The following is a 26,486-nucleotide window of genomic DNA, read 5'->3' on the forward strand; positions in this document are numbered from 1 at the left end:
TGCGATCAGCGCTTGCCCAGGAACTGGCTTGCCATGCCCAGGATGTCGTCGAGCGCCGAACCGTCCCGGTTGCGGTCGAGCATCGGGGTCAGCATGTCCAGCAGGCCGCCCTGGGACCCGGGCCGGCCGAAACCCGATGCCGCGCCACCCGATCCGCCGCCCAGCACGCTGCCGAGCACGTCGCCCAGTCCACCCTGACTGCCGCCCCGTCCACCGCCGAGGACACCGTCCAGTCCGCCCGAGTCGCCTTGCCCGCCGCCGAGTGCGCCCTTGCTGAGCCCGCCCATCAGCATCGCTGCCACGATGGGCAGCATGCGCTTGAGCACGTCGGCGCCGAGCCCGGTCTGCGCGGAGGCGCGCGAGGCGACCTCGCGGCTCACCTCCTTGCTGCCGAACAGGTGGCCCAGGATGGCGTTGCCGTCCTCCACCGCGACCTCGTCCGTGAGGCTGGACGGATCGTCGAGATAGCGCTGGTGATGCCCATCGGACAGCGCGCCGAGCAGCGCCTCGAGCCCGCCGGGCTGCGTGGCGTTGCGGTTCACCGCGCCGGCCAGCATCGGCAGCAGCGCCTCGAGCGCGGACCGGGCCTGGCCCTCGTCGACCCCGACGCGGGCGCCCATCTGGCGCACCGGGGCGCCGCCTTGCGCGGAAAGAATCGCTTCGAGGATGTTCATGGGCTCTCCCTTTGCCTGCTGGTTGGCTGGCCCGGCTTGTCGGGCGTCAGTCGGAGCATACCGTCGAATCATGGCCGCGCGCGGCCGGCCTCCGGGCTGACCGGGGCAGATTCCTGCAGGCGCTTCGGGGCGGCGGCCTCCGGATCGACGTGAATCGCGCGGATCCCGGGCCAGGACGCAGGCAGCGGCCAGGGGGCCGCCGCTTCGTGCCCGGAGCCTGTGCGCTCCCGCCCACTCGCGTTGCCGGATCGACCTGGCCAGGTGCGCGGCGTTGGCCGGCGTCTCGGGCACATGCACGGTCGCCTGCCGGATTTCGAAGGCATCCCGCCACATCACGACGGCATCCGGCGCATCGCGGCGGGTGATGACGGTCACGCCCGGATCGTCGACGTCGGCTTCGCCGCGAAAACAAAAAGGCCCGGGTTTGACCCCGAGCCTTTCGATTCTTGGTGGAGCGGAGGAGGATCGAACTCCCGACCTTCGCATTGCGAACGCGACGCTCTCCCAGCTGAGCTACCGCCCCAAGAGCCCGCCATTATACACAGATCGGGCAATGCTCCGGCAAGCCTTCGCACCCGGCCGGCGGGCACCCGGATCAGGCATTGCCCGGGTCGTTCGCCGCCGGATTCGCGCCCTCGAGCACCCGCAGCAGCGACGAAGTGTCGTCCCTGCCCCAGCCCTTGCCGACCAGCGCGTTGAGCTGCTGCGAAACGAGCGCGGTGGCCGGCATGGCGAGGCCCAGCGCCTGCGTCATCGACACCACCAGGCCGAAATCCTTCTGGTGCAGGCGGGCCTCGATGCCGGCGGCGAAGTCGCGCCCGGCCATCTTGGGCCCCATCATGTCGAGCATCCGGCTGCCGGCCATCCCGGCCTGAAGCGCGACCAGCATCTTCTTCGGGTCCACGCCGTTGGCCTGCGCGAACAGCATCGCCTCGGCGATGCCCTGGATGTTCACCACCTGCACGACCTGGTTGCAGGCCTTGACCACCTGGCCGGCCCCGTGGCCCCCGATGTGGGTGATCGTCTTGCCGAGCGTCTCGAGCAGCGGCCGCGCCCGCTCGAGCACCTCGGCCTTGCCGCCGACGATGATCGACAGGGTGGCGGCCTGCGCACCCATGGAGCCGCCCGACACCGGGCAGTCGAGCATCTCGATGCCCTTTCTGGCCAGGCGCTCGGCGAACTCGCGGGTGGCCACCGCCGAGATCGTCGAGAAGTCGATCACGACCGTTCCCGGATTCGCCGCGCCGGCCACGCCGCCCTCGCCGAACAGCACCTTCTCCACGTCGGCGGTGGCGGTCACGTTGGTGCAGACGAAGTCCGCCTCGCGCGCCGCCGCGGCCGGCGTGGCCGCCCAGCGCGCGCCCTGGTCGACCACGGCCTGCGCCGCCTCGCGCCGCCGGGTGTGCACGACCAGTTCGTGGCCGGCCCCGAGCAGGTGGCCGATCATCGGCGCGCCCATCGCGCCGGCTCCGATGAAACCGATCCGGGCCATCGTCAGTCTCTCCATTCGAAGTGGGAACAGGTATGTCGGGGCGCGCGCGGCCCCGCAGGGCCGGCGGCTCACTCCTTGCGGGACGGGCCGCGCATCAGCCGCTCGAGCGTGCGCGGGTCCACCTCGGGCGCGAACAGCTCGATGAAGCTCAGCGCGAATCCGCGCAGGAAGGCATCGCGTCGCACCGCGAGCTTGACCCGGTTGGCGCCGAACAGCGCGCCGGCCGGCATCGCGACCAGGCCCTTGTCGCGCGCCGCGTCGAAGGCGAGGTCCGCGACGATGCCCACGCCGAGGCCCACGCCCACGTAGGTCTTGATCACGTCGGCATCGATGGCGGCCAGCACGATGTCCGGCTTCAGCCCCGCCTCGGCGAAGGCCCGGTCGATGCGGCGGCGCCCGGCGAACTCTTCCACGTAGGTGATCAGCGGGTACTTGACCAGCGCCTGCAGGGTCGGCACCTGGCCGGCGAGCGGGTGCTTCGTCGGAACGATCACCGCGTGCTCCCAGTCGTAGGAGGGAATCGACACCAGCTCGTCGACGTCGTCGGGCACCTCGGTGGCGATCGCGAAGTCCACCTCGCGCGCCAGCACCAACGCGGTGATCTGCTTCGGGCTGCCCTGCAGCAGCGTGAGCCGCACCGCGGGATACCGGCGCCGGAATTCGCCGACCACCGCCGGCAGCACGTAGCGCGCCTGCGCATGGGTGGTGGCGACCCGCAGTTCGCCGGCGTCGCGGGCCCGGAAGTCGGCGGTGACCTGCTCGATGCCGGCCACCTCGGCGAGCACCCGCTCGGCGCGGGCCAGCACCGCCTTGCCCGGCTCGGTCAGGCCGAGGATCCGCTTGCCGTGGCGCACGAAGATGTCCACCCCGAGCTCGGCCTCGAGCTCGAGGATGCCGCGCGAGAGCGCCGGCTGCGAGGTGCCGATCGCCTGCGCCGCGCGCGTCAGGCTGAAGCCGTGGTTCGCGGTCTCGCGGACGAAGCGCAACTGCTGCAGGTTCATGAACCGCTCCGGTGGCAGGCCCGCTCGGGGAAGTAGCGGTCGCAGAAATAGCAGGGGCCGGCCGGCAGCCACTCGGGCACCGCATACCAGCGTCGACGGACCTCGTCGAGCACCCGGTCGCGGTAGGCCTCGTAGCGGAAGCCGTGGCCCTCGATCAGGTGGAAGGTGGCGCCGCGCAGCACCAGCTGGCGGTACTCGACGCGCTCGAAGTACGGATCGTAGTCGTCCTTCGCGTAGCGGTCGTCCTTGCGAACGATCAGGATGTCGCGGCCGGCCAGCTCGCGCACGTCGGTCAGGATGTCGTCGTGGCGGGCGTGGCTGGAGCCGGGGCCGAACACGAATACGTACTCGCGCAGGCCATGGCCCAGCGTGACCGCCGGCGAGTAGCCCGACGAGGCGATCGCGTAACGGCCGCGCCAGGGTTCGAGCTCGCGGGCCAGCTCGTCGACGTGCGCGGTCATCACCAGGCCCGGATAGCCCTTCCAGCTGCGGAAGGTCTCGGTGGGCAGGGCCGCCAGCACCGCGATCAGCAGCCAGTGCGCCGCCGCGATGCCGCCGGCCACGGCGATCGCGCGCGCCAGCGCACGCGGCCCGGCGAGCAGCACGAAGGCCAGCACCGCCGGCAGCACGAAGCTCGCCAGCCAGTGCAGGCCGATGGTCTTGACCGGCGAGAGCAGCGCGAAGATCGCGAAGGGCACCAGCGCGAGCCAGCGCAGCACACGGGCGTCGGCGAGCGCGCCGGTCGAGCTGGTCTCGACGGTCGAGCCGGTCTGCGCGTTCCCGCGCAGCAGCCGCCAGGCCACAGCCGGCGTGAGCACGTAGACCGCCGAGATCGCGAACAGCAGCGGCGTCTGCCAGGAAAGCCCGGCGTTGTCGTGCCTGTTGACCAGGTTGAACATCACGTTGGGCCAGCAGTGCTGCGCGTTCCAGGCGATCTGGATCGCCGCCGCCGGCAGCGAGCCGAGCACCACCCACAACAAGCCCACGATGCGCCTGCGCTCGGGCCGCCACACCGAATGCGCGAAGATCGCGATCGCCAGCAGCCCGGCGAAATACTTCGACATCAGCGCGCCGGCGAGCATCAGGCCCGCCAGCAGAAAATCCGCCGCCCTGCCGCTGCGTTGCGCGCGAAGGTAGGCCAGCACGGTCAACGCGCTGAAGATCATCAGCGGGATGTCGGTGGTGACCGCCACGTTCCAGGCGTTCAACGGCACCAGCAGGGTCAGCGTGCCGGCGTTCCAGGACAGCGTCTGACCGTGGCGGCGCATCGCGGCCACCGCCAGGAACGCCAGCAGCGGCGGCGCGGCCAGCGCGGGCAGCCGCAGCACGAAGGGCTCCAGCGAGATCGCCGACAGCGGCGCGAGCCACCAGCCGATCATCGGCGGGTGGTCGTAAAAGCCCCAGTCGGGATTCAGCCCCCAGAAGGTGAAGTAGGCCTCGTCGCTGGTGAAGGGCAGGCCCGCCGACAGCGCGGCGCGCAGCGCGGTCAGCACGAGCAGCACGAAGAGGAACAGGCGCCGCGAGGAACCGGGGCTCGCGAGCAGGGTCTGGAGACGGGAGATCATGGGTCTCGGCAGGAAAAAAAAAAGCGCACATCGCTGTGCGCCCCAAATGGCAGCATCGCTGCCTCTCCTCCTCCTCGATACTCCTTGGAACCGCTGTCGCGGCTTGATTGCGGCGAATCCTAATTCAATCGATTGCGCTTCGTCTACGAATTTCTTGTCCATGACAATCCAATGACAATTCGATGACGAATACGGACATTCCACAGGCAGGAGGATTTCTTATCCTCTCTCGACAATTTCCCTAAGTAATTGCCCCTCCTGCCTTGCCCACTTCCGAACGCGCGAAGAAATCGTAGCGAGCGGCCCGAGGTCGCGCCGAGAAGCGCAGCCGTACGGGGGCGTACGGCGAGCATCGCAGGTGCGAGATCGGGCCGCGCAGCAGATTCATTCGCGCGCGCTCAGCGGGCCCGGTCGACCCAGGCGAGCATGCCCAAGGCGAGCATGAAGGCGACCACGCTCGGGATGCTGACCGACAGCAGCGGCGGCCAGGTGTTCAGCAGGCCCAGATGCGAGAACAGCCCATTCATGAAGTGGAAGGCGATGCCCAGCATGATGCCGGCGAACACCTTGTAGCCGGTGCCGCCGGCCCGGACCTGCAGGTAGGCGAAGGGCAGCGCCAGCGCCATCATCACGATCACCGCGAGCGGATAGACGATCTTCTTCCAGAAGGCGATCTCGTACTGGCTGGTGTTCTGCGCGTTCTCGCGCAGGTGCCGGATGTAGCTGTACAGGTTCAGCCCCGACATGCGGTCGGGCTCCACGAGCAGCACGCCGAGGATCTCGGGCCTGAGCTCGGTCTGCCAGTGCAGCGTGGGCGCGGTGGCCCGCCGGGTGCCCACGGCCGGCGCCAGCCCCGCGGCCGGCACGTCGGTGAAGCGGATCTCCTCGACCTCGCGCAACTCCCAGCCGTTGCCCCGTCCCCAGCTCGCGCCACGTGCCTCGAGCAGGCGGCTCAGGCGCATCTGCGCATCGAACTCGAAGATCCGCACGTCGCGCAAGGTGCCGTCGGGAAGCAGCTCACCGATGTTCACGAAGCGCATCAGGTTCACCTCGCCCGCCTGGTCGCGAGCGGTGTCCTTGACCCACAGGCCCGAGCGGAACTGCCCGGTGACCGAGCCGCCGATCGCCGACAGCCTCAGCTGCTGCCCGAGGCGCTCGGCCGGCGGCGACAGCACCTCGCCCACCAGCGCGGTGAGCACGGCCAGGGCGAGCCCCACGCGGGCCACCGCCCCCAGGGCGCGCCGGCGACCCAGGCCTGCGGCGCGCATCGCGGTGTACTCGGAGTGCGAGGCCAGTTGCGAAAGCGCGTAGATGCTGCCGATCAGGGCCGCGATCGGCATCAGCTCGTACACGTGGGAAGGCAGGCCGAGCAGGACGAAGGCCACTGCGTGCTGGAGCCGGTAGCCGCCGCGGCCGACGTCCTCGAGCTCGTTGATCAGGTCGAAGAAGGCGAAGAGCGCGAGAAATCCCACGAGCACGAAGGCCACCGCGACGACGATCTCGCGCCTGAGATAGCGGCCGACCAGCAGCATCAGCCCGTGCTCCGGGGCCGCGCCAGCGCGAAGCGGGCGAACAGGCTGCCGCGCGGCAGCCGCACCCTGCGCCAGAACAGCAGCGCGATCAGCGCTGCAAGCGCTGCGTGGACCCCCCAGACGCCGATCCCGAAACCGATCCGCTCCTGCGCCACCCAGGCCTGGGACACCGACATGAGGTTGTTGTAGAGCACGTAGAGCAGCAGCGCCGCGAACAGGTTGACCGAGCGCCCGATGCGCGGATTCATGGCCGACAGCGGGATCGCCAGCAGCGCAACCAGCACGGCCGACACCGGCTGGCCGATCCGCCACAGCAGCTCGGCCAGGTTGCGCGGATTGGGATCGGCGAACAGCTCCAGCGTGGACTTGATCTTGCTGCGCTCGTCGCTCAGCACGGTAGCGCGGGACTCGAGCCGGATGCCGTAGCGCTCGAACTCCATGAGGCGGAAGTCGAGCCGGCCCGGCCCGCCGTCGTAACGCCGGCCGTCTTCAAGGACCAGGAAACGGTCGCCGTTCTCCTGGCGCTCGATCTGCCCGCCGCGCGACACCACCACCACCAGCGAGTCACCCTGCCGCTGCGTGACGAAGACGTTGCGCACCTGGTTCTCTGTCTCGTCGAGCGACTCGACGAAGAACACGCGATTGGCCGACACGGATTCGCGGAACTGTCCGGCAGAGACTTGCGAGACGTCCTCGCGCTGCGCGAAACGCTGCTGGTACTCGCTCGACTGCCGGTTGGCCCAGGGCGCCACGAAGAAAGCGACCAGCGCGACCAGCACCACGAAGGGCGCCGCGAAACCGAGCACCGGCCTGATCCACGAGAGCAGGCTCTGCCCGCTGGCGAACCACACGACCATCTCGGAGTCGCGATAGGCGCGGGTGAGCGCGGACAGCACCGCGATGTAAAGGGTGAGCACCAGCAGAACCGGCAGCACGTTGATCGCGTTGAAGGCGATCAGCGGCAGCACGCTGGCCGTGTCCACGCGCCCGCCCGCCGCCCGGCCGAGCAGCCGGATCAGCGAGGTCGTGACCATGATCACGAACAGCGTCGAGAACACGATGCCGGCGAGATTGAGCAAGTCGCGCCGCAACGCTTTCCGGAAAAGCATGGACGGGCGGGCCCTCGCTATAATCGGCCGCTGAAAAATCGCGGCGAACCGGACGGAAAGAGAACGATGAAATTTAGCACACGAGCGGCATCGATCGAGCGCCTTCGCACCGACTGCGTCTGGTTGCCGGTAGTCGGCGGCAGGCACCTGAGCCCGGGCGGGGAGGCCCTCGACGCCGAGACCGGCGGCCGCATTTCGGCTGCCCTGGCCAGCGGCGACCTGTCCGCGAAGGCCGGCGCCACGCTGATGCTGCACCTCGACGGCGACGCGCGCCGCGCGCTGCTCGTGTCCTTCGGCGAAACCGACGAGGTCGGCGAGAAGGCCTGGAACGAAGCCGTACGCGCGGCCTTTCGCGCCGCCGGCGCGATTGCCGCGAACGACGCGGTGTCGCTGCTGCACGAGGTCCCCGTGACCGGCCGCGGCGTGGAGTGGAAGCTGCGCAACCAGGTCGCGGCCGGCCGCGAGGCCGCCTATCGCTTCGAGCAGCTCAAGAGCAAGCGCGACAAGCAGCCGGTGCGGCCGGAGCGGGTCACGCTGCTGGTCGCGCGCGCCGGCGCCTCGCGCGCCGCCACCGAGGTGGCCCGCGCCACCGCGCTGGCCAACGGCGTGGACCTCGCGCGCGATCTCGGCAACCTGCCCGGCAACGTCTGCACCCCCAGCTACCTGGGCGACGTCGCCAAGAAGCTCGGCCGCGACTTCGACCTGAAGGTCGAGGTGCTGGGCGAGCGCCAGATGCAGGCGCTCAAGATGTTCTCGCTGCTGTCGGTGGGCAAGGGCTCGGAGCAGCCGCCACGCCTGATCGTCCTCCACTACCAGGGCGCGTCGAGCAAGCAGGCGCCGGTCGCGCTGGTCGGCAAGGGCATCACCTTCGACACCGGGGGCATCTCGCTGAAGCCGGCCGCCGAGATGGACGAGATGAAGTACGACATGTGCGGCGCGGCCTCGGTGCTGGGCACGATGCGCGCGGTCGCCGAGATGAAGCTGAAGATCAATCTGGTCGGCGTGATCGCCGCCGCCGAGAACATGCCGGGCGGCCGGGCCAGCAAGCCGGGCGACATCGTGACCAGCATGTCGGGCCAGACGATCGAGATCCTGAACACCGACGCCGAAGGCCGGCTGGTGCTCTGCGACGCCCTCACCTACGTGCAACGCTTCAAGCCGCGCACCGTGGTCGACATCGCCACGCTCACCGGCGCCTGCGTGATCGCGCTGGGCCACCACCACAGCGGCCTGTTCACTCGCGAAGACGCCTTGGCCGCCGAGCTGACCGACGCGGGCCGCGAGGCAGGCGACACCTGCTGGCGCATGCCGCTCGACGACGCCTACCAGGAGCAGCTCAAGTCGCCGTTCGCCGACATGGCGAACATCGGCGGCCGGCCCGCGGGTTCGGTCACCGCGGCCTGCTTCCTGTCGCGCTTCGCCGACGGCTACGACTGGGCGCACCTGGACATTGCCGGCACCGCCTGGAAGTCCGGCGCGAACAAGGGCGCCAGCGGCCGGCCGGTGCCGTTGCTGACCCGCTTCCTGATCGGTCGCTGCGAAGGCTGAAGCGCAGGCGCCCGGCGAGGCCGCCCGCGCGCCGCCGAAGGCCCGCCCCTTGACCCGCGTCGACTTCCACATCAACGTCCCGGACAAGCTGGCCTACGGTTGCCGGCTGGTCCGCAAGGCCTACCAGTCGGGCCGGCAGGTGCTCGTCTGGTGCGACGACCCGGTCATGCTGGCGGAATTCGACCGCCTGCTCTGGACCTTCTCGGCCGGCGACTTCATTCCGCACGTGGCGGCCTCCGATCCGCTCGCGGCCGACACCCCGGTGCTGCTGGCCGCCGACGCCCCCGAGGTCGCACACCACGACGTGCTGGTGAATCTCGGCCAGCGCACGCCGCCCAACTTCTCGCGCTTCGACCGGCTGATCGAGCTGGTGTCGATCGACGACGAGGACAAGGGCCTGGCGCGCGAGCGCTTCCGCTTCTATCGCGACCGCGGCTACCCGATGCAGACGCACGACCGCGCGTCGGGCGCCGAGTAGCGCCGCCACCAGGACCCACGATGAACGACGACGAGATCCGAAGACTGGCCGAGCGCCTGCGCGGCCCGGGCGGCGGAGCCGAAGCCGCAGGCGAGCCGGACGAAGCCGACGACGCGATCCCGATGCTGACCGAGGTCGTGGCCGGGCCGGCCCGCGGCGAAACCGCGCCGGCGCTGGATGCCGCAGCCGAGGACCGCATCGTCGAGCGCGCGATCGAGCGCCTGCTCGGCGATCCCGAGCTGCTGGGCGGGCCGCTGCGCGATGCGATCGCCGCCGCCACCGAGCGCTTCGCCGAGCAGCTGGCCGCCGAGCTGCGCGCCACCCTCGTCTACGCGCTGCACGACGCGCTCGCGCCGGCGGTGCGCGAGGCGGTGCGCGAGGCGGCCCAGGGCGGCCCGGGGCAGCCGCCGCTGTAGGCACGCCATGCCCGCTGCACGCAGGCGGCGCCCTCTATAATCTCCCGTTCGATCAGACACTTGCGAACATGACCGCTGCAACTGCCGCGGGCGCCGACGCGCTCGCCAAGAGTTTCGAACCCGCCGACATCGAGGCCCGCTGGTACCCGCTGTGGGAATCCCGCGGCTACTTCGCCGCCGGCGAGACGCCCGACGCGCCGGCCTTCTGCATCCAGCTGCCGCCGCCCAACGTGACCGGCACGCTGCACATGGGCCACGCGTTCAACCAGACGGTCATGGACGCGCTGACCCGCTACTACCGGATGCGCGGCGCCAACACGCTGTGGCTGCCCGGCACCGACCACGCGGGCATTGCGACCCAGATCGTCGTCGAGCGCCAGCTCGACGCCAGGGGCATGTCGCGCCACGACCTGGGCCGCGAGAAGTTCGTCGAGCGCGTCTGGGAGTGGAAGCAGGAGTCCGGCTCCACGATCACCCGACAGATGCGCCGGATGGGCGCGTCGACCGACTGGTCGCTCGAGTACTTCACGATGGACCCGAAGCTCTCGGAGGTCGTCAAGCAGGTCTTCGTGAAGCTCCATCGGCAAGGCCTGATCTACCGCGGCAAGCGGCTGGTCAACTGGGACCCGAAGCTGCTCACCGCGGTCTCCGACCTGGAAGTCGTCAGCGAGGAAGAGGACGGCCACCTGTGGCACATCCGCTATCCGCTGGCCGACGGCAGCGGCTTCGTGACCGTGGCCACGACGCGGCCCGAGACCATGCTGGGCGACACCGCGGTCATGGTGCATCCGGAGGACGAGCGCTACGCGGCGCTGATCGGCCGCAGGGTCCTTCTGCCTGTCACCGGGGAGGGCGAGCCCTTCGACGGCCGCGCAATGGACGCCGCCGCGCTGGCCGCGGCCGGCCGCGCTGCGGGCTGGCGCGAGATCCCGGTGATCGCCGATGCCTACGTGGATCGCGAGTTCGGCACCGGCGTGGTCAAGGTGACGCCCGCGCACGACTTCAACGACTATGCGGTGGGCCAGCGCCACGGGCTGCCGGTGATCCCGGTGCTCACGCTCGACGCGAAGATCAACGAGAACGGCCCGGCCCGCTACCAGGGCACGGACCGTTTCGACGCGCGCAAGCGCATCGTCGAGGACCTCGAAGCTCTCGGCCTGCTCGAGTCGGTCAAGCCGCACAAGCTGATGGTGCCGCGCGGCGACCGCACCAACGCGGTCATCGAGCCGATGCTCACCGACCAGTGGTTCGTGGCCATGAGCAAGCCCTCGCCGGCCGACTCGCTGCTCGGCGGCAAGAGCATCGCCGATCGCTCGCTCGAGGTGGTGGCCGACGGTTCGATCCGCTTCGTTCCCGAGAACTGGACCGCCACCTACAACCACTGGCTCACGAACATCCAGGACTGGTGCATTTCGCGCCAACTCTGGTGGGGCCACCAGATTCCGGCCTGGTACAAGGCCGGCGAGCACGGCGCGCCCATTCACGACGGCAGCGTGTTCGTTGCGCTCGACGAGACCGACGCGCGCGCGCAGGCGGCCGCCGCCGGCTGGACCGGCCCGCTGGTGCGCGACGCCGACGTGCTCGACACCTGGTTCTCGTCGGCGCTGGTGCCCTTCTCCACGCTGGTCGACCCGGAGCGGCCCTTCCGCGACGGCGCGCCGAACGTGCTGCCCAGGCTCGCGCAGTTCCTGCCCTCGTCGGTGCTGGTCACCGGCTTCGACATCATCTTCTTCTGGGTCGCGCGCATGGTCATGATGACCCTCGCGTTCACCGGCCAGGCGCCCTTCCGGCACGTCTACGTGCACGCGCTGGTGCGCGATGCCGAAGGCCAGAAGATGTCGAAGAGCAAGGGCAACACGCTCGACCCGATCGACCTGATCGACGGCATCGACATCGAGGCGCTGGTGGCCAAGCGCACCACCGGCCTGATGAACCCGAAGCAGGCCGCAAGCATCGAGAAGCGCACCCGCAAGGAGTACCCGGAGGGCATCCCGGCCTTCGGCGCCGACGCGCTGCGCTTCACCTTCGCGTCGCTGGCCAGCCCGGGACGCAACATCAATTTCGACCTCGGCCGCTGCGAGGGCTACCGCAACTTCTGCAACAAGCTGTGGAACGCCACCCGCTTCGTGCTGATGAACTGCGAAGGGCAGGACTGCGGGCTCGAACCGCACACCGCCGAGCAGTGCGCACCCGGCGGCTACCTCGAGTTCAGCCAGGCCGACCGCTGGATCACCTCGCAACTGCAGCGGGTCGAGGCCGAGGTCGAGAAGCACTTCGGCGACTACCGATTCGACCTGGCCGCGCGCGCGATCTACGAGTTCGTCTGGAACGAGTACTGCGACTGGTACCTCGAGCTGGCCAAGGTGCAGGTGCAAGGCGGCAACGAGGCCATCGCGCGCGCCACCCGGCGCACGCTGCTGCGCGTGCTCGAGGCGGTGCTGCGCCTGGCCCACCCGGTGGTCCCCTTCATCACCGAGGAACTGTGGCAGAAGGTCGCGCCGCTCGCGCAGCGCTACGGCGAGCGCGGCGAACAGACGCTGGCCGGCGAGGCGCTCGCGCAGGCCATGGCCGAGCGCCGGTTCTCGATCATGACCCAGCGCTACCCGCAATCCGAGCCCGGCAAGATCGACGAGGTCGCCGAGGCCTGGGTGTCGGAGCTCAAGTCGCAGATCGACGCCTGCCGCGCGCTGCGCGGCGAGATGGGCATCTCGCCCGCGCAGAAGCTGCCGCTGGTCGCCTCCGGCGATCGCGGGCGGCTTGCCGGCTTCGCGCCCTACCTGAAGGCGCTGGCCAAGCTCGAAGCGGTCGAGATCGTCGACGCCCTGCCTGTCGACTCGGTCGCGCCGGTGCAGATCGTGGGCGACGCGCACCTGATGCTCAAGGTCGAGATCGACGTCGACGCCGAGCGCCAGCGCCTGGACAAGGAGATCGCGCGGATCGACGGCGAGATCGCGAAGGCGCAGGGCAAGCTGGGCAATGCCAGCTTCGTCGAGCGCGCGCCGGCGGCGGTGGTCGAGCAGGAGCGCGGGCGGCTGGCGGGGTTCAGCGAGACGGTGGCGAAACTGCGGGCGCAGCGGGCCCGCCTCGGCTGACCGCTCGCGCGGCGCGTCACCCTGGCCGCGTGCTCGCTGTGAGGAGTGCGCCGGGCGTGGGGCGGGGGCCGCGAGTGCGGGGGCGGTGCTGCGCCCCGCTTCGCGGGGTTCGCTCGCCTTCCTCGTCCGCGGCGGCTCGGGCGCAACTCGCGAGCCCTTTGGGCTCGCTCGGACAGCGCCCTCGCTGATCGCCGCTCCCTTCGGAAGCGCTCGCCGCGCACAAGCCCCCGCACTCGCGGCCCCCGCCCCACGCCCTCGCCATCTCGAAATGCGACGCACGCGGCCAGGGTGACGCGCTGCGCTCGCTCATGCCTGGCAAAGCGAACGCCGCGGTCAAAGTCATGCGCGACCGAACGATTGTCGCGACGACATCGCGCGCCACTTTCGAGTCCTTCGGGCTTCCAGCACCGAGCCCGAATCGGCACGCCCGCGCGCCGCAACGTATCGAGCGCGCGGAGGGGGATGGGGATGCGCACCCGTGTGCGCTGGCGCGGGAGCGCAGTGAAGACCCGGCGAGCGAAGCGAGAGCGGAACGCTGTCTGAAGCCCGCCAAAGGCGGGCTGAGTTGCGTTCCGCGACGGGGCTGAACGTCCGCGCGACCAAGCGTTTCCGCGAAGCGGGCAGCGCACCCGGGTGCGCATCCCCACCTCCCCCTCCGCGCGCCCGCCCCAACGTCCCGACGCGCGGGCGAGCCGAAACGGGATCAGCCCACCGTGCAGTAGCCGCCGTCCACCAGCATCACCGTGCCCGTCATGTACCGCGCCGCATCCGAGCACAGGAACAGGATCGGGTCGGCGATCTCGGACGGGTCGGCCCAGCGGCCCATCGGAATGCGCGACATGATCTGGGCGTGGCGATCGGGGTTGTCGCGCGCGCCCTTCGACAGGTTGGTCACGATCCAGCCGGGCGCGACCGCGTTCACGCGGATGCCGTCGGCCGCGTAGGCGGCGGCCAGCGACATGGTCAGGTTGCGCACCGCGCCTTTCGAGGCCGAGTAGGCGGGCTGCTTCGGGCCGCCGAACACGGTCATCACCGAGGCGATGAACACGATGGCGCCCTTGCTCCTGGCGAGCAGCGGCCGCGCGGCGGTGGACACGCGCATGCCGCCCGACACGTTGACGTCGAGCACCTTGTCGAACATCACCGGATCGTGCTCGGCGTCGCGCATGATCATGCCCGCGCTGTTGACGACCACATCAAGCGCGTCGAGCCCGCCGACCAGAGCATCGACCGCGGCCTTGTCGGACACGTCGAGCGCGCGCACGTCGATGCCGGCGAAATCGGGGTTGGTCCGCGCCGCGGCGATCTCCTCGGGCGTGAAGCCGCAGGCGACGACGCGCGCGCCGGCTCGCTTGAAGGCCAGGCTGGTCGCGGCGCCGATGCCCGAGGTGCCGCCGGTGACCAGCACCGTCTTGCCCGAATAGTCGAAGGAGACGTTCATGTCAGCGGCGCTTGAGGAAGAAGGTCCACTCGCGGTCGCCGGCGTCGGTGCGCAGCAGCTCGTGGCCGGTCTGGCGGGAGAAGGCCTGGAAGTCGCGCTGCGATCCGGGGTCGGTGGACATGACCTTGAGCACCTGCCCGCTCTGCAGCTCGGCAAGCGCCTTCTTTGCGCGGAGGATGGGTAGCGGGCAGTTGAGCCCGCGCGCGTCGACCTCGCGGTCGAACGAGATGGCGGTGTCTGTCATGGCTGGTCGCTGTTCGTTGTCGTTGATGGCCGGACGGAAACTGACAAAAATCAAGTCTAGCAGCAGCCGCGCGACCCGGATCGATCGGCCGGCAAGGGGGCCGGCGTTCTCAGACGACGCCCAGCGCGCCGGCCAGGGCACCGGTCGCGATCAGCCACAGCGGGTTGCGCCGGCTGAAGAGGAAGAAGCCGAAGGCGGCCACGGAGAGCGCCCAGAGCTTCCAGTCGACGTTGTTGGCCACCGAAATGATCCAGCCGGCCGCGAGGGTGAGGCCGATCGCGATCGGCGACAGGCCGCGCCGGATCGACCGGACGAGCCGGCCGCTCGCGTTCGCGGCGCGCCAGCGGTTCCCGAAGAAGCAAAGCACGCTGGACGGCAACAGGATGCCCGCGGTCGCAGCGAGCGCGCCAGGGGCGCCCGCGGCCTGCCAGCCCAGCAGGGTCACGAACAGGATGTTGGGGCCCGGCGCGGCGTGGGCCAGCGCGATCGCGTCGGTGAACTGCGCGTCGGTCATCCAGCCACGCTGGTCGACCAGGTAGCGGTTCATTTCGGGCGAAGTGCCGAGCGCGCCGCCGATCGCCAGCAGCGACAGCGACAGGAAGTGCAGGAAGAGCTGCAGGAGGTCGGTGCCGCTCACCGGCCGCTCCCGCCCGTGTCCGCGCCGGGAACGTCATTCGCCGCATCGCGCGGGCGCTCGGCGATCCAGGCCAGGCCGATCGCGACCGGCGCGACCGCCGCCAGCACCCAGGCCATCGGCAGGCGCAGCACCGCGATGCCGGCGAAGGCGGCAGCGCCGAAGGCCAGCCAGCGCCAGCGGCCGGCAAAGCCCTGCCCGAGCCGCACCGCAGTGGCCAGCAGGAGTCCGGCCGCCACCGCGGCCATCGCGCTGACCGCGCGCTGCAGCCAGGCGATCTCGGCAAAGCGATCGTAGGCGACCGCGATCGACAGCACGATGACCGCCGGGAAGGTCAGCATGCCGGCCAGCGCCACCACCGCCCCGCGCCAGCCGAACCAGCGGTCGCCGGCCATCAGCGCCAGGTTGCAGACGTTCGGCCCGGGCATCAGCTGCCCGAAGGCCAGCAGCTCCACGAAGTCCTCGCGGCTCAGCCAGCGCCGCTCGTCGACCAGCACCCGCTGCGCCCAGGGCAGCACTCCGCCGAAGCCGTGCAAGGCCAGGCGGCTGAACACGAGGAAGAGCTCGAGCAGCGAGGCGGGGCGGTTCAATCCCGCTCCTCCTGCCGCAGCCCGCGCCAGACATGCGCGCCGCCGCCGGCGATCAGCAGCGCCATGCCCCAGAAGATCGCCGACAGGCCGAAGGCCGCGCCGAAGGCGCCGAAGGCGGTGGGCAGGAAGGTCTGCGTGCCGTTGATCAGGGTCATCCGCAGGCCGGCCGCCTCGCCGATGCGGTCGTGGGGCGACGCCCGGTACAGCACCGCCATCATCATCGGTTGCGCCACGCCCAGCCCCAGGCCCAGCAGGAAGGACAGCGCCAGCATCGTGGAGAGCACCGGGAACACCGGATAGGCCAGGTAGACCAGCGCAGCCACGGCCATGGCGCCGAGCACCGGCGGCCAGTCGCCGACCCGTCCGGCCAGCCAGGGAATCGTCAGCCGCACGATGAAGGTGGCGACCGAGAAGGCCCCGAGCACCAGGCCGATCTTCGAGGCCGAGATTCCGAGCGATGCGCCGTACAGCGGCACCAGGAACTGGTGCACGTCCCAGGCCGACGAGAGCACCACCACCGACAGGTACAGGCGCCTGAGTTCCGGCGTGCCGAGCAGATCCATGAGCCGCGTCGGCGGCGCCGGGGGGCCCGCCACCTGCGGCCCGGGCGCCGGCAACTCGCGCGTCAGCGATGCGCGCAGCAGCACGGCCAGGGTCGCCAACGCCGCCGCCGCCAGCAGCGCGAAGGTCCAGCGATGGCCGATCAGGTCGATCGCCACGCCGGCGCTCGTCGGCCCGAGGAATCCGGACATCGAGAAGCCGAGCGCCATCAGGCTGAAGTTGGCGGTGCGGGACGCGTCGCCGCCGATCATGCCGGCCGCCTTCTGGACCGCCAGGTAGTAGCCCATCATGCCCAGCCCGATCGTGACGCTGGCCAGGTACATCGCGCCGATGTCCCAGGTGAGGAAGGGAACGGCCACGCCGAAAGCCAGCAGGCCGGTGCCCGCGAGCATCGGCAGGCGCATGCCGACCCGGTCGATCCAGCGACCGGCCGGCACCGCCAGGAACATCGGAAGCAGCCCGTAGAAGGACAGCAGCAGCCCGATCGCGAAGGGCGACGCGCCGAGTTCCAGCGCGCCGAGCGGAATCGCGACCCGGCTGCCGGCGAAGGCCGTGTGGTTCAGGACAGTCAGCGCGACCAGCAGCCGGATGGGCGTCAGCCTCATGGGCGGGCGTGCCTCATCGGCATGGGGCGCCCCGGCGACCGGCCGTTCGCACCGGGGACGCCGTCTCCGTCAGACGCGTTCGCGCACCCAGTCGGCCACCGAAGCCAGCGCCTGGGGCAGCTTGGCGGGTTCGGTGCCGCCGGCCTGGGCCATGTCGGGCCGGCCGCCGCCCTTGCCGCCCACCTGGCTGGCGACGAAGTTGACCAGCTCGCCGGCCTTGACCCTGGCGGTGGCGTCGGCGGTGACCCCTGCGATCAGGCTCACCTTGCCGCCGTCCACGCCCGCCAGCACGATGGCCGCGCTGCCGAGCTTGTCCTTGAGCTTGTCCATGGTCTCGCGCAACGTCTTGACGTCGGCGCCGTCGAGCGAGGCGGCGAGCACCCGCAGCCCGCCCACCTCGACCGCCTGCCCGGCGAGGTCGTCGCCCTGCGAGGCGGCGAGCTTGGACTTGAGCCGCGCCAGTTCCTTCTCGGCGGACTTGACCTGCTCCAGCATCTGGCCCAGCTTGGCCGAAAGTTCCGAAGCCGGCGCCTTCAGCGCGGCGGCGGCCTCGTTGACCGTGTCCTCGAGCTGCTGCACCCAGGCCAGCGCGTTCTCGCCGGTGACCGCCTCGACGCGGCGGATGCCGGCTGCCACGCCGCCTTCGGAGACGATCTTGAACAGGCCGATGTCGCCGGTGCGCTCCACGTGCGTGCCGCCGCACAGCTCGCGCGAGGTGCCGATGTCGAGCACGCGGACCCGGTCGCCGTATTTCTCGCCGAACAAGGCCATTGCCCCGTGCTTGACCGCCTCGTCGAAGCCCATCAACCGGGCCTGCGTGGCGGCGTTGGCGAGGATCTCGCGATTGACGATGGCCTCGATGCGGCGCACCTCGTCGTCGGTGAGCGGCGCGTTGTGCGAGAAGTCGAAGCGGGTCTTGTCGGGATCGACCAGCGAGCCCTTCTGCTGCACGTGGGTGCCCAGCACCTCGCGCAGCGCCTTGTGCATCAGGTGCGTGGCCGAGTGGTTGCGCACGGTGCGCGCGCGGCGCTCGGCGTCGACCTCGGCGGTGACCGTGTCGCCGACCTTCAGCGCGCCCGACAGCAGGCGGCCGTGGTGGCCGAAGACCTCGGCCTGGATCTTCTGGGTGTCTTCCACCGCGAAGCGCACCGCGCGGTCGGCCGACCACAGTTCGCCGGCGTCGCCGACCTGGCCGCCCGACTCGGCATAGAACGGGGTGTTGTCGAGCACGACCACGCCCTGCTGGCCGCCCTGCATGGCGGGCACCGACACGCCGTCGACGTAGAGCGCCAGCACTTTCGCGCCCTCGAGCGCGAGCCGATCGTAGCCGTGGAAGGCGGTGGACTGGCCGTCGTAGTCGAGGCCGGCCGCCATCTTGAACTTGCCGGCGGCGCGCGCCTGCTCGCGCTGGCGGTTCATGGCCGACTCGAAACCGGACTCGTCGACGCTCACGCCGCGCTCGCGACAGACGTCGGCGGTCAGGTCGAGCGGGAAGCCGTAGGTGTCGTAGAGCTTGAAGGCGGTCTCGCCGTCGAGCCGCGTGGCGCCGCCCGCCAGCGCCGCCTCGAGGATCGCCATGCCGTGCTCGAGCGTTTCGCCGAAGCGCTCTTCTTCCTGGGCCAGCACCTGGGCCACCCGGTCGCGCGCGGCGCGCAGCTCGGGATAGGCATCGCCCATGGCCCGATCCAGGTCGGCGACCAGACGATGGAAGAAGGGCTGCGACTGGCCGAGCTTGTGGCCGTGGCGCAGGGCGCGGCGGACGATCCGGCGCAGGACGTAGCCACGCCCCTCGTTGCCGGGAATGACGCCGTCGACGATCAGGAAGGCGCAAGCGCGGATGTGATCGGCGATGACCCGCAGCGACGGATTGGCCAGGTCGGTGCAGCCCGTTTCGCGCGCGGCCGCGGCGATCAGCACCTGGAAGAGGTCGATCTCGTAGTTGCTGTGCACGTGCTGAAGCACCGCGGCGATCCGCTCGAGCCCCATGCCGGTGTCCACGCAGGGGCGCGGCAGCGGGTGCAGCGTGCCGCTGGCGTCGCGGTCGTACTGCATGAAGACCAGGTTCCAGATCTCGATGTAGCGGTCGCCGTCGGCCTCGGGCGACCCCGGAGGCCCGCCCCAGACCGCGGGGCCGTGGTCGTAGAAGATCTCGCTGCAGGGGCCGCAGGGGCCGGTGTCGGCCATCTGCCAGAAGTTGTCCGAGGCGTAGGGCGCGCCCTTGTTGTCGCCGATGCGCACGATGCGCTCGGCCGGCACGCCGATCTCCTTCGCCCAGATGTCATGGGCCTCGTCGTCGTCCTGGTAGACGGTGACCCAGAGCTTTTCCTTCGGCAGGCCGTAGACCCCGGTGAGCAGTTCCCAGGCGTAGGCGATGGCCTCGCGCTTGAAGTAGTCGCCGAAGGAGAAGTTGCCGAGCATCTCGAAGAAGGTGTGATGCCTGGCGGTGTAGCCGACGTTCTCGAGATCGTTGTGCTTGCCGCCGGCCCGCACGCTGCGCTGCGACGAGGTGGCGCGCTTGTACGGGCGATGCTCCTTGCCGAGGAATACGTCCTTGAACTGGACCATGCCGCTGTTGGTGAAGAGCAGCGTGGGATCGTTGGCCGGCACCAGCGGGCTCGAAGGAACGATCGTGTGCCCCTTCGATTCGAAGAAGCGCAGGAATTTCTCGCGGATCTCGGCCGACTTCATGGCGTGCTCGGAGCTCGTCTAGGTGGGAACTGAGGGGGGAACTCAAGAGGAAATTCTGGGCAACCTGTGATTCTACCCAATCATGGCGAACCAATGACGCCAAAAAGAGACGCCAAAAAGAAGGGCGCCCAGAGGCGCCCGAAAGGGGGAGGAGGGGGCAGAGAGCATCTGGCTCCCTGAAGGTGGTCTGCCGTGGCGTCGATTCCTGACGCTCAGCGGCCGCGGCCGCCGGCCACGCCGCCGCCGGTGCCGCCGCGCATGCCCTGGCCGCCACCGGTGCCGTCCTGACGGCGCTGCATCGGGTGCTCGCGCTCGCGGATCCGCTTGCGTTCCTGAAGTCGGGCTGGATCGCCCTGCCGCATGCCCTGGCCCGCGCCGGGATTGGCGTTCGGACCGGGGCCGAACTGCTGCCCGGCGCCCTGGCCCGGCCCGGGACCGAATTGCTGACCGGCGCCCTGGCCCGGACCGCGGCCGAAGGCCTGACCGGCAGACGGGGTGGCCGGCGTGGCCGGAACCGCGGCAGTGCCGGCGGCCGGATTGGCGGGCGTTGCCGGGACGGCCGGCGTGGCAGGGGTCTGGGCCCACGCCGAGATCGCTGCACTGGAAAGCAGGCCGGCAATCAGGATCCTGGTACGCATCGCGTGCTCCTTCGGTTCGTGAACTCGATCCGGCGCGTCGTCCGCGCCGCGTCGAGGACATCTTGTCGCGGCAGCGCTGCCCGAGGGGTGTCGAAATCAAGAATCCTGTAACTTTCCGTAATTGCGCCCTCGCCATTGCTGACAAATGTTCGATTCCAGCCCCGTCTGCTCCAACGACTGCAGCGCGTTGCGCGCTTGAGGCCCCTCCCGGGCATGGACAGGCGCACCCGAATCCTCGCTGCGCTGGCCGCGCTGATGGTCGGCGCCGTGCTGGCTGCCGCAGTGATGCTCTCGATCCGCTACGAGCGCAGCGAGCGGCAAGAGGCGGTGCTGCGCGCCACCGAGGACGCGGTCGCCGCCATCCGGGCGCGCATGGCCGACACCGAACGCCGCCTGGGCCTGCTGGCCGCCGAGCTGCAGCGAAGCGATGCGGCCCAGCACTTCGCGCGGATGGCGCACGAACTGCTCGCCGAGGAAAACGCGCTGCTGCGCGTCGAGTGGCGTGACGACTCCGGCGCGCTGCTGCACGGCGCGGGGGCGCCCGCGCCCCGCCCGAAGCTGGACTCATCGCTGCGCGGCAAGCTGGGCTTCGAGGCGATGCTGGCGCTGCGCTCGGCGATCGAGTTCGACCGCCCGCTGTACTCGCGCCCCTACTACGTGAGTTTCGGCGACAGCAGCGGCTTCGAGGTCACCGAGCTGGCGGTCCCGGTCGAAGGCAGCGCGAACGAGGCGCTGGTCGCCGTGTACTCGATGCCGCTGCTGATCGACGGCACGCTGCCGGCCTCGCTGCTGCGCTCCCACCAGGTCTACCTCACCGAGACCGACGGCACCTTCGTCGCCCGCTCGTCCGTGCGCCTTCACGGCGCCGGCATCTACACCGCGTCGGTGCCGCTGGAGCTGCCGGGGATGTCGCTGCAGCTGCGCACCAACAGCGCGCAGGGCTCCCCCAAGCTGATCCCCAACCTGCTGACCGCGCTGCTGATCGCGGTCACGCTGGGCCTGCTGGCCAGCGGCGCGCTGCTGTGGCGCGACAGCCGGCTGCGCGCCCGCGCCGAGCGCGAGTTGCGCGACCAGCACGCCTTCCGCAAGGCGATGGAGGACTCGCTGTTCACCGGCCTGCGCGCCCGCGACCTCGACGGCCGGATCACCTACGTCAACCCGGCTTTCTGCCGGATGACCGGTTACACCGCCGAGGAACTGGTGGGCCGGGCCCCGCCCATGCCTTACTGGCTGCCCGATCTGGTGCAGGACGGCCGGCCGCGGCTCGACCGGATGCGCGGCTCCGACGCGATGCGCCTGGGCTACGAGACCGAGTTCGTGCGACGCGACGGCGAGCGCTTCCCGGTGCTGATCTTCGAGGCGCCGCTGATCGACGAGCGCGGGCGGCAGACCGGCTGGATGGGCTCGATCCTGGACGTCAGCGAGCAGCGTCGGGTCGAGACGCTCGCCCGCGTCCAGCAGGAAAAACTGCAGGTGAACGCGCGGATGGCCCTGCTCGGCGAGGTGGCCTCCGCGCTGTCGCACGAGCTCAACCAGCCGCTCGCCGCGATCGCGAGCTACGCCACCGCCGGCGAGAACCTGCTGGCAGCCGGCAGGCCTGGCGAATCCGAGGATCCCGCGCAACCGACGCGCGCCGGGGACGGCGGCAGCGTCGGCGCATTGCGCACCGCGCTGTCACGGATCCGCGACCAATCCGAGCGGGCCGGCCAGGTCATCCGCAGCGTCCAGGCCTTCATGCGACGGCGGCACGTCGATCGCGCGCCGATCCGCTTCGACGCGCTGCTGGCCTCGATCGAGCCGCTGATCCAGCTCCAGGCGCGGCGATCGGCCTGCACACTGAACTGGCGCGCCGACCCCGACACGATCGTGCTCGGCGACCGCACGATGCTCGAGCAGGTCATGCTGAACCTGACCCGAAACGCCATCGAGGCGATGGAGCAGTCGAAGGCGGATCGGCGCGTGCTCGAGGTCGAAGCGCGACGAGAGCCACCGGGCGGTGGCGCCGTGGCGGTCGAGGTGCGCGACCGCGGCGCAGGCGTGGCGCCCGAGGTCGCGCCGCAGCTCTTCAGCGCCTTCGTGACGACCAAGCCCGAGGGCCTGGGCATCGGCCTGAGCCTGTGCCGCTCGGTGATCGAGGCCCACGGCGGCAGGCTGCGCTACCTGCCCCGGGAAGGCGGCGGGGCGGTGTTCCGCTTCGAGCTGCCCGCCGCGGAGGCCCGCTCGTGAGCGCCGGCACCGTGTTCGTCGTCGAGGACGACGACGCGCTGGCCGACGCGCTCGCCTTCCTGCTGGCGTCGCGAGGGCTCGCGGTGAAGCGCCACGACTCCGCCGAGGCCTTCCTCCGGCAGCTGCGGGACAACCCGGGCTGGCCGGAGCAGCCCGCCTGCCTGCTGCTCGACGTCCGGATGCGCGGCATGTCCGGGCTCGAGCTCTTCGACCTTCTGCAGCGCGAGCGCCCGGGGCTCGCGGCACCGGTCGTGTTCCTGAGCGGACACGGCGACATCCGGATGGCGGTCGACGCGGTCAAGCGCGGCGCCTTCGACTTCTTCGAAAAGCCGTTCAGCGACAACCGGCTGGCCGATCGGCTGATCGAGGCGCTCGGCGAATCCGCCCGGCGCATCGCCGCCGCCCGCGGCGCGGCCAGCGTGGAGTCCCGCCTTGCGCGGCTCAGCGCCCGCGAGCGCGAGGTCATGGACCGGGTGCTCGAAGGCCGCTCCAACAAGCTGATCGCGCAGGACCTAGGCATCAGCATGCGCACGGTGGAAGTGCACCGATCGAACGTCTTCGCCAAGATGGAAGTGCGCAGCGCGGTGGAGCTCGCCCGCCTGCTCGCGCCGGGCGAAGGCTGAGCGCGCGGTTATCATCCGCGCAACCGACAACCGACCGAGGACCGAGCCATGAAAGACAGGATCGCCCGCGCTTCGCGGCCTGCGAGCGCACTCGCCCGCCGTTCAGCGACCCGCGTGCTGGCCGCCGGCGCGCTGATGCTGGCGAGCGCCATCCCGTTCACGATCGCGCCCGCCGCGGCGCAGGCCTGGCCTTCCAAGCCCATCCGCTTCGTGGTGCCCTACCCGCCGGGCGGACCGCTGGACTCGGTCGCCCGCGCGCTCGCCGAATCGCTTCGCGATCCGCTCGGCCAGACGGTGGTCGTCGAGAATCGGCCGGGGGCGGGCGGCAACCTGGGGGCCGACAACGTGGCCAAGTCGGCGCCCGACGGCTATTCGATCGTGATGGGCGCGGTGGCCACCCATGCGATCAACCCGTACCTGTACGCGAAGATGCCCTACGACGCGAACCGCGATTTCGCGCCGGTCACCCGCGTGGCCACGGTACCCAACGTGCTGGTGATGAACCCCGAGACCGCGAAGGAGCTGGGCATCGGCTCGGTCGAGGACCTGGTCGCCTACGCGCGCAGCCACCCCGGCAAGCTGAACTACGCTTCGGGCGGCAACGGCAGCGCGGGCCACCTGGCGGGCGAGCTGTTCAAGGCGCAGGCGAAGGTCAGCATGGTCCACATCCCCTACAAGGGCGCGGCGCCGGCCCAGCTGGGCCTGCTGGGCGCGCAGACCGACCTGATGTTCGACAACCTCGCCTCGGCCGCCCCGCAGATCCGCGCCGGCAAGCTGAAGGCCTTCGCGGTGACCACCTCGCAGCGCTCGGGCTTCTTCCCCGAGCTGCCGACGGTGGCAGAGAGCGGGCTGCCCGGCTTCGACATCAGCACCTGGTTCGGCGTGTTCGCACCGGCCGGCACGCCGCCGGCGATCGTCGACCGCCTGAACGCCGAGTTCGGCAAGGCCCTGGCCTCGCCCGCGATACGCGAGCTGCTGGCCAAGCTGGGCGCCGAGCCGTCGCCGTTGAGCCCGGCGGACTTCGCGGCCTTCGTGCGCACGGAGCAGGCCAAGTACGAGAAAGTGGTCAAGGCATCGGGGGCGCGGGTCGACTGACGGAAGACCGGCGGAGGGCGGTCCGGCCCTTGCGGGCATTGTGGATTTCCCGCATGGCCGGTCCCGGAACCGCGGATTAAGATCGCGAGTTGCCGCGGCGGCGAGAAGCCGCCGGGGCCGCGCGCAGGGCGGCCAGAAAGAGCGGCCAGAGGGCGGCAGACAAAAGGCGCGCCAGGCCTTCGCCCGCAGGCATTTCGAACAACAGGGGGAGTTTCATGCGTTTGAGGAACCAGCAGGATTTCTGGGCCGGGGTGATGTTCACCCTCATCGGCGTGCTGTTCGCCTTCTTCTCCACCTCCTACGAGGTGGGCACCGCCGCCCGGATGGGTCCCGGTTACTTCCCGCTGCTCCTCGGCATCCTGCTGGCGCTGCTGGGCCTGATCATCGGCTGGCGCTCCTTTGCCGCCTCGCATCCGAAATCCACGCTCGCCCGGACGGGCTGGCGCGAGATCCTGCTGATCCTCGGCTCGGTGGCCCTGTTCGGCGCCACGCTGTCCACCCTGGGCATGGTGATCGCGATCGTGCTGCTGATCCTGGTCGCGTCCATCGCCAGCCACGAGTTCACCTGGAAAGGAACGATCCTGTCCATCGTCGTGCTGCTGATCATGTCCGAACTCGTGTTCGTCAAGGGACTGGAACTGCAATTCCCGGTCTGGCCGACGTTCCTGACCAACTGAAGCCGAGGCCTTGCACATGGAAATCCTTGCCAATCTCGGTCTGGGCTTCGCCACGGCGCTGAGCTTCGACAATCTCTTCTACTGCTTCGTGGGGGTGCTGCTCGGCACGCTGATCGGCGTGCTGCCCGGCCTCGGCCCGCTCGCGACCATCGCGATGCTGCTGCCGATCACCTACAAGATGACCGACCCGACGACCGCGCTGATCATGCTCGCCGGCATCTACTACGGCGCGCAGTACGGCGGCTCGACCACGGCCATCCTGGTCAACCTTCCGGGCGAGACCTCGTCGGTGGTGACCACCCTCGACGGCTATCAGATGGCCCGCAACGGGCGTCCCGGCCCGGCGCTGGCCATCGCGGCGATCGGCTCCTTCTTCGCTGGCTCGGTCGCCACGATCATGATCGCGGCCTTCGCGCCGCCGATGGCCGAGATCGCCTTCAAGTTCGGCCCGGCCGAGTACTTCTCGCTCATGGTCATGGGCCTGATCGCGGCGGTGGTGCTGGCGCACGGTTCGATCATCAAGGCGCTGGCCATGGTCGTGTTCGGCCTGCTGCTCGGCATGGTGGGCACCGACGTGAACTCGGGCGTGGCCCGCTTTTCCTTCGACATCCCGGAACTGACCGACGGCCTGAGCTTCACCGCGGTGGCCATGGGCATCTTCGGCTTCGGCGAGATCATCGCCAACCTGGAGCAGCGCGAGAACCGCGAGGTGTTCACCAAGAAGGTCGGGCGCCTGCTGCCGAGCTGGGAAGAGTTCAAGCGATCGATCGCGCCGATCATCCGGGGCACCGCGCTCGGCTCCTTCCTGGGCGTGCTGCCGGGCGGGGGCGCCGTGCTGTCCTCGTTCACCTCCTACGCCATCGAGAAGAAGATGTCGAAGACGCCGGAGAAATTCGGCACCGGCATGATCGAAGGCGTGGCCGGCCCCGAGGCCGCGAACAACGCCGGCGCCCAGACCTCGTTCATCCCGATGCTCACGCTGGGCATCCCGACCAACGCGGTCATGGCGCTGATGGTGGCGGGCATGATGATCCACAACATCCAGCCGGGGCCGCAGGTCATGACCAGCAACCCCACGCTGTTCTGGGGCCTGATCGCCTCGATGTGGATCGGCAACGCGATGCTGGTCATCCTGAACCTGCCGCTGATCGGCATCTGGATCCGCCTGCTCACCGTGCCCTACCGGATCCTGTACCCGGCGATCCTGCTGTTCTGCTGCGTGGGCGTCTACTCTGTCAACAACAACGTCTTCGACGTGTTCATGACGATCCCCTTCGCGATCCTCGGCTACCTGTTCCGCAAGTTCGGCTGCGAGCCGGCGCCGCTGCTGCTCGGCCTGGTGCTGGGCCAGCTCATGGAGGAGTACCTGCGGCGCGCGATGACCATCTCGCGCGGCGACTGGTCGATCTTCGTGACCCGGCCGCTGTCGCTCACGCTGCTGATCATCGCCGCGGTGCTGCTGGTGATCGTGTTCCTGCCGGCCATCGCGAAGAAGCGCGAGGAGGCCTTCGCCGAGGAACAGGACTGACGGGGCTTCGGCTTTCGCGCTCCCGAAGG

General features: G+C 70.2%; 22 protein-coding genes and 1 tRNA gene. 9 read left to right on the forward strand and 14 right to left on the reverse strand.

Going from position 1 to position 26,486, the window contains the following annotated elements:
- Window positions 1–5: 5 nt before the first annotated feature.
- The 7 genes from FHP08_RS18385 to lptF all read right to left on the reverse strand — a co-directional run bounded on the left by FHP08_RS18385 (window position 6) and on the right by lptF (window position 7,373).
- Window positions 6–674 carry a DUF937 domain-containing protein gene (locus tag FHP08_RS18385; protein WP_187272119.1) on the reverse strand — a complete coding sequence of 223 codons (669 nt, stop codon included), beginning with the start codon at window positions 672–674 and terminating at the stop codon, window positions 6–8.
- 447 nt (window positions 675–1,121) lie between these two features.
- Window positions 1,122–1,197: transfer RNA gene (locus FHP08_RS01405), tRNA-Ala, on the reverse strand.
- 72 nt (window positions 1,198–1,269) lie between these two features.
- Complete coding sequence (locus FHP08_RS01410) at window positions 1,270–2,166, reverse strand: NAD(P)-dependent oxidoreductase (protein WP_147702514.1); 897 nt, start codon at window positions 2,164–2,166, stop codon at window positions 1,270–1,272.
- A 68-nt stretch (window positions 2,167–2,234) separates the two neighbouring features.
- Entirely contained in the window at window positions 2,235–3,167 is a 933-nt protein-coding gene (locus FHP08_RS01415) for a CysB family HTH-type transcriptional regulator (RefSeq protein ID WP_147702515.1), read from the reverse strand.
- Window positions 3,164–4,732, reverse strand: coding sequence for a glycosyltransferase family 39 protein (locus FHP08_RS01420; protein ID WP_147702516.1), 1,569 nt, complete (start codon window positions 4,730–4,732; stop codon window positions 3,164–3,166). The genes FHP08_RS01415 and FHP08_RS01420 overlap by 4 nt, the downstream gene beginning before the upstream one ends.
- Before the next feature lie 398 nt (window positions 4,733–5,130).
- The gene (gene lptG / locus FHP08_RS01425; RefSeq protein WP_147702517.1) at window positions 5,131–6,264 is read right to left on the reverse strand and encodes an LPS export ABC transporter permease LptG; all 1,134 of its coding nucleotides are present in this window, start codon (window positions 6,262–6,264) and stop codon (window positions 5,131–5,133) included.
- Window positions 6,264–7,373, reverse strand: coding sequence for an LPS export ABC transporter permease LptF (gene lptF / locus FHP08_RS01430; RefSeq protein WP_147702518.1), 1,110 nt, complete (start codon window positions 7,371–7,373; stop codon window positions 6,264–6,266). Before lptF ends, lptG begins: the two co-directional genes overlap by 1 nt.
- A gap of 66 nt (window positions 7,374–7,439) precedes the next feature.
- Between lptF and FHP08_RS01435 the strand changes: the two genes are divergently transcribed.
- The 4 genes from FHP08_RS01435 to FHP08_RS01450 all read left to right on the forward strand — a co-directional run bounded on the left by FHP08_RS01435 (window position 7,440) and on the right by FHP08_RS01450 (window position 12,907).
- Window positions 7,440–8,921, forward strand: coding sequence for a leucyl aminopeptidase (locus FHP08_RS01435; RefSeq protein WP_147702519.1), 1,482 nt, complete (start codon window positions 7,440–7,442; stop codon window positions 8,919–8,921).
- A 49-nt stretch (window positions 8,922–8,970) separates the two neighbouring features.
- A complete protein-coding gene (locus FHP08_RS01440) occupies window positions 8,971–9,399 on the forward strand; it encodes a DNA polymerase III subunit chi (protein WP_147702520.1) in 429 nt (142 codons plus the stop codon).
- A gap of 20 nt (window positions 9,400–9,419) precedes the next feature.
- Window positions 9,420–9,815, forward strand: coding sequence for a hypothetical protein (locus FHP08_RS01445; protein WP_147702521.1), 396 nt, complete (start codon window positions 9,420–9,422; stop codon window positions 9,813–9,815).
- A gap of 68 nt (window positions 9,816–9,883) precedes the next feature.
- On the forward strand, window positions 9,884–12,907 hold the full coding sequence (locus tag FHP08_RS01450) for a valine--tRNA ligase (RefSeq protein ID WP_147702522.1): 3,024 nt from the start codon (window positions 9,884–9,886) through the stop codon (window positions 12,905–12,907).
- Between the two features lie 703 nt (window positions 12,908–13,610).
- On the opposite strand, the gene FHP08_RS01455 is transcribed toward FHP08_RS01450, so the two are convergent.
- From FHP08_RS01455 to FHP08_RS01485, 7 genes are all read right to left on the reverse strand, one after another.
- The gene (locus tag FHP08_RS01455; protein WP_147702523.1) at window positions 13,611–14,348 is read right to left on the reverse strand and encodes an SDR family NAD(P)-dependent oxidoreductase; all 738 of its coding nucleotides are present in this window, start codon (window positions 14,346–14,348) and stop codon (window positions 13,611–13,613) included.
- Between the two features lies 1 nt (window position 14,349).
- Window positions 14,350–14,577 (reverse strand): sulfurtransferase TusA family protein, encoded by a 228-nt coding sequence (locus FHP08_RS01460; protein ID WP_147703097.1) that lies wholly within the window; start codon window positions 14,575–14,577, stop codon window positions 14,350–14,352.
- A gap of 124 nt (window positions 14,578–14,701) precedes the next feature.
- Entirely contained in the window at window positions 14,702–15,229 is a 528-nt protein-coding gene (locus FHP08_RS01465; RefSeq protein ID WP_147702524.1) for a chromate transporter, read from the reverse strand.
- Complete coding sequence (locus FHP08_RS01470) at window positions 15,226–15,816, reverse strand: chromate transporter (protein ID WP_225878993.1); 591 nt, start codon at window positions 15,814–15,816, stop codon at window positions 15,226–15,228. Before FHP08_RS01470 ends, FHP08_RS01465 begins: the two co-directional genes overlap by 4 nt.
- A complete protein-coding gene (locus tag FHP08_RS01475; RefSeq protein ID WP_147702525.1) occupies window positions 15,813–16,982 on the reverse strand; it encodes an MFS transporter in 1,170 nt (389 codons plus the stop codon). Before FHP08_RS01475 ends, FHP08_RS01470 begins: the two co-directional genes overlap by 4 nt.
- Window positions 16,983–17,051: 69 nt before the next feature.
- Complete coding sequence (gene alaS / locus FHP08_RS01480; RefSeq protein ID WP_147702526.1) at window positions 17,052–19,670, reverse strand: alanine--tRNA ligase; 2,619 nt, start codon at window positions 19,668–19,670, stop codon at window positions 17,052–17,054.
- A gap of 212 nt (window positions 19,671–19,882) precedes the next feature.
- Complete coding sequence (locus FHP08_RS01485; protein ID WP_147702527.1) at window positions 19,883–20,308, reverse strand: hypothetical protein; 426 nt, start codon at window positions 20,306–20,308, stop codon at window positions 19,883–19,885.
- Window positions 20,309–20,521: 213 nt separating this feature from the next.
- Between FHP08_RS01485 and FHP08_RS01490 the strand changes: the two genes are divergently transcribed.
- From FHP08_RS01490 to FHP08_RS01510, 5 genes are all read left to right on the forward strand, one after another.
- Entirely contained in the window at window positions 20,522–22,534 is a 2,013-nt protein-coding gene (locus FHP08_RS01490; RefSeq protein WP_147702528.1) for a PAS domain-containing sensor histidine kinase, read from the forward strand.
- Entirely contained in the window at window positions 22,531–23,157 is a 627-nt protein-coding gene (locus FHP08_RS01495) for a response regulator transcription factor (protein ID WP_147702529.1), read from the forward strand. The genes FHP08_RS01490 and FHP08_RS01495 overlap by 4 nt, the downstream gene beginning before the upstream one ends.
- A 135-nt stretch (window positions 23,158–23,292) precedes the next feature.
- The gene (locus FHP08_RS01500) at window positions 23,293–24,252 is read left to right on the forward strand and encodes a Bug family tripartite tricarboxylate transporter substrate binding protein (RefSeq protein WP_225879022.1); all 960 of its coding nucleotides are present in this window, start codon (window positions 23,293–23,295) and stop codon (window positions 24,250–24,252) included.
- A gap of 215 nt (window positions 24,253–24,467) precedes the next feature.
- Window positions 24,468–24,929 (forward strand): tripartite tricarboxylate transporter TctB family protein, encoded by a 462-nt coding sequence (locus tag FHP08_RS01505; RefSeq protein ID WP_147702531.1) that lies wholly within the window; start codon window positions 24,468–24,470, stop codon window positions 24,927–24,929.
- Between the two features lie 16 nt (window positions 24,930–24,945).
- Window positions 24,946–26,457 (forward strand): tripartite tricarboxylate transporter permease, encoded by a 1,512-nt coding sequence (locus FHP08_RS01510; protein WP_147702532.1) that lies wholly within the window; start codon window positions 24,946–24,948, stop codon window positions 26,455–26,457.
- The last annotated feature ends 29 nt before the right edge of the window (window positions 26,458–26,486 follow it).

It is taken from the genome of Zeimonas arvi (genome assembly GCF_008039575.1).
Taxonomy (GTDB): Bacteria; Pseudomonadota; Gammaproteobacteria; order Burkholderiales; family Burkholderiaceae_E; genus Zeimonas; species Zeimonas arvi.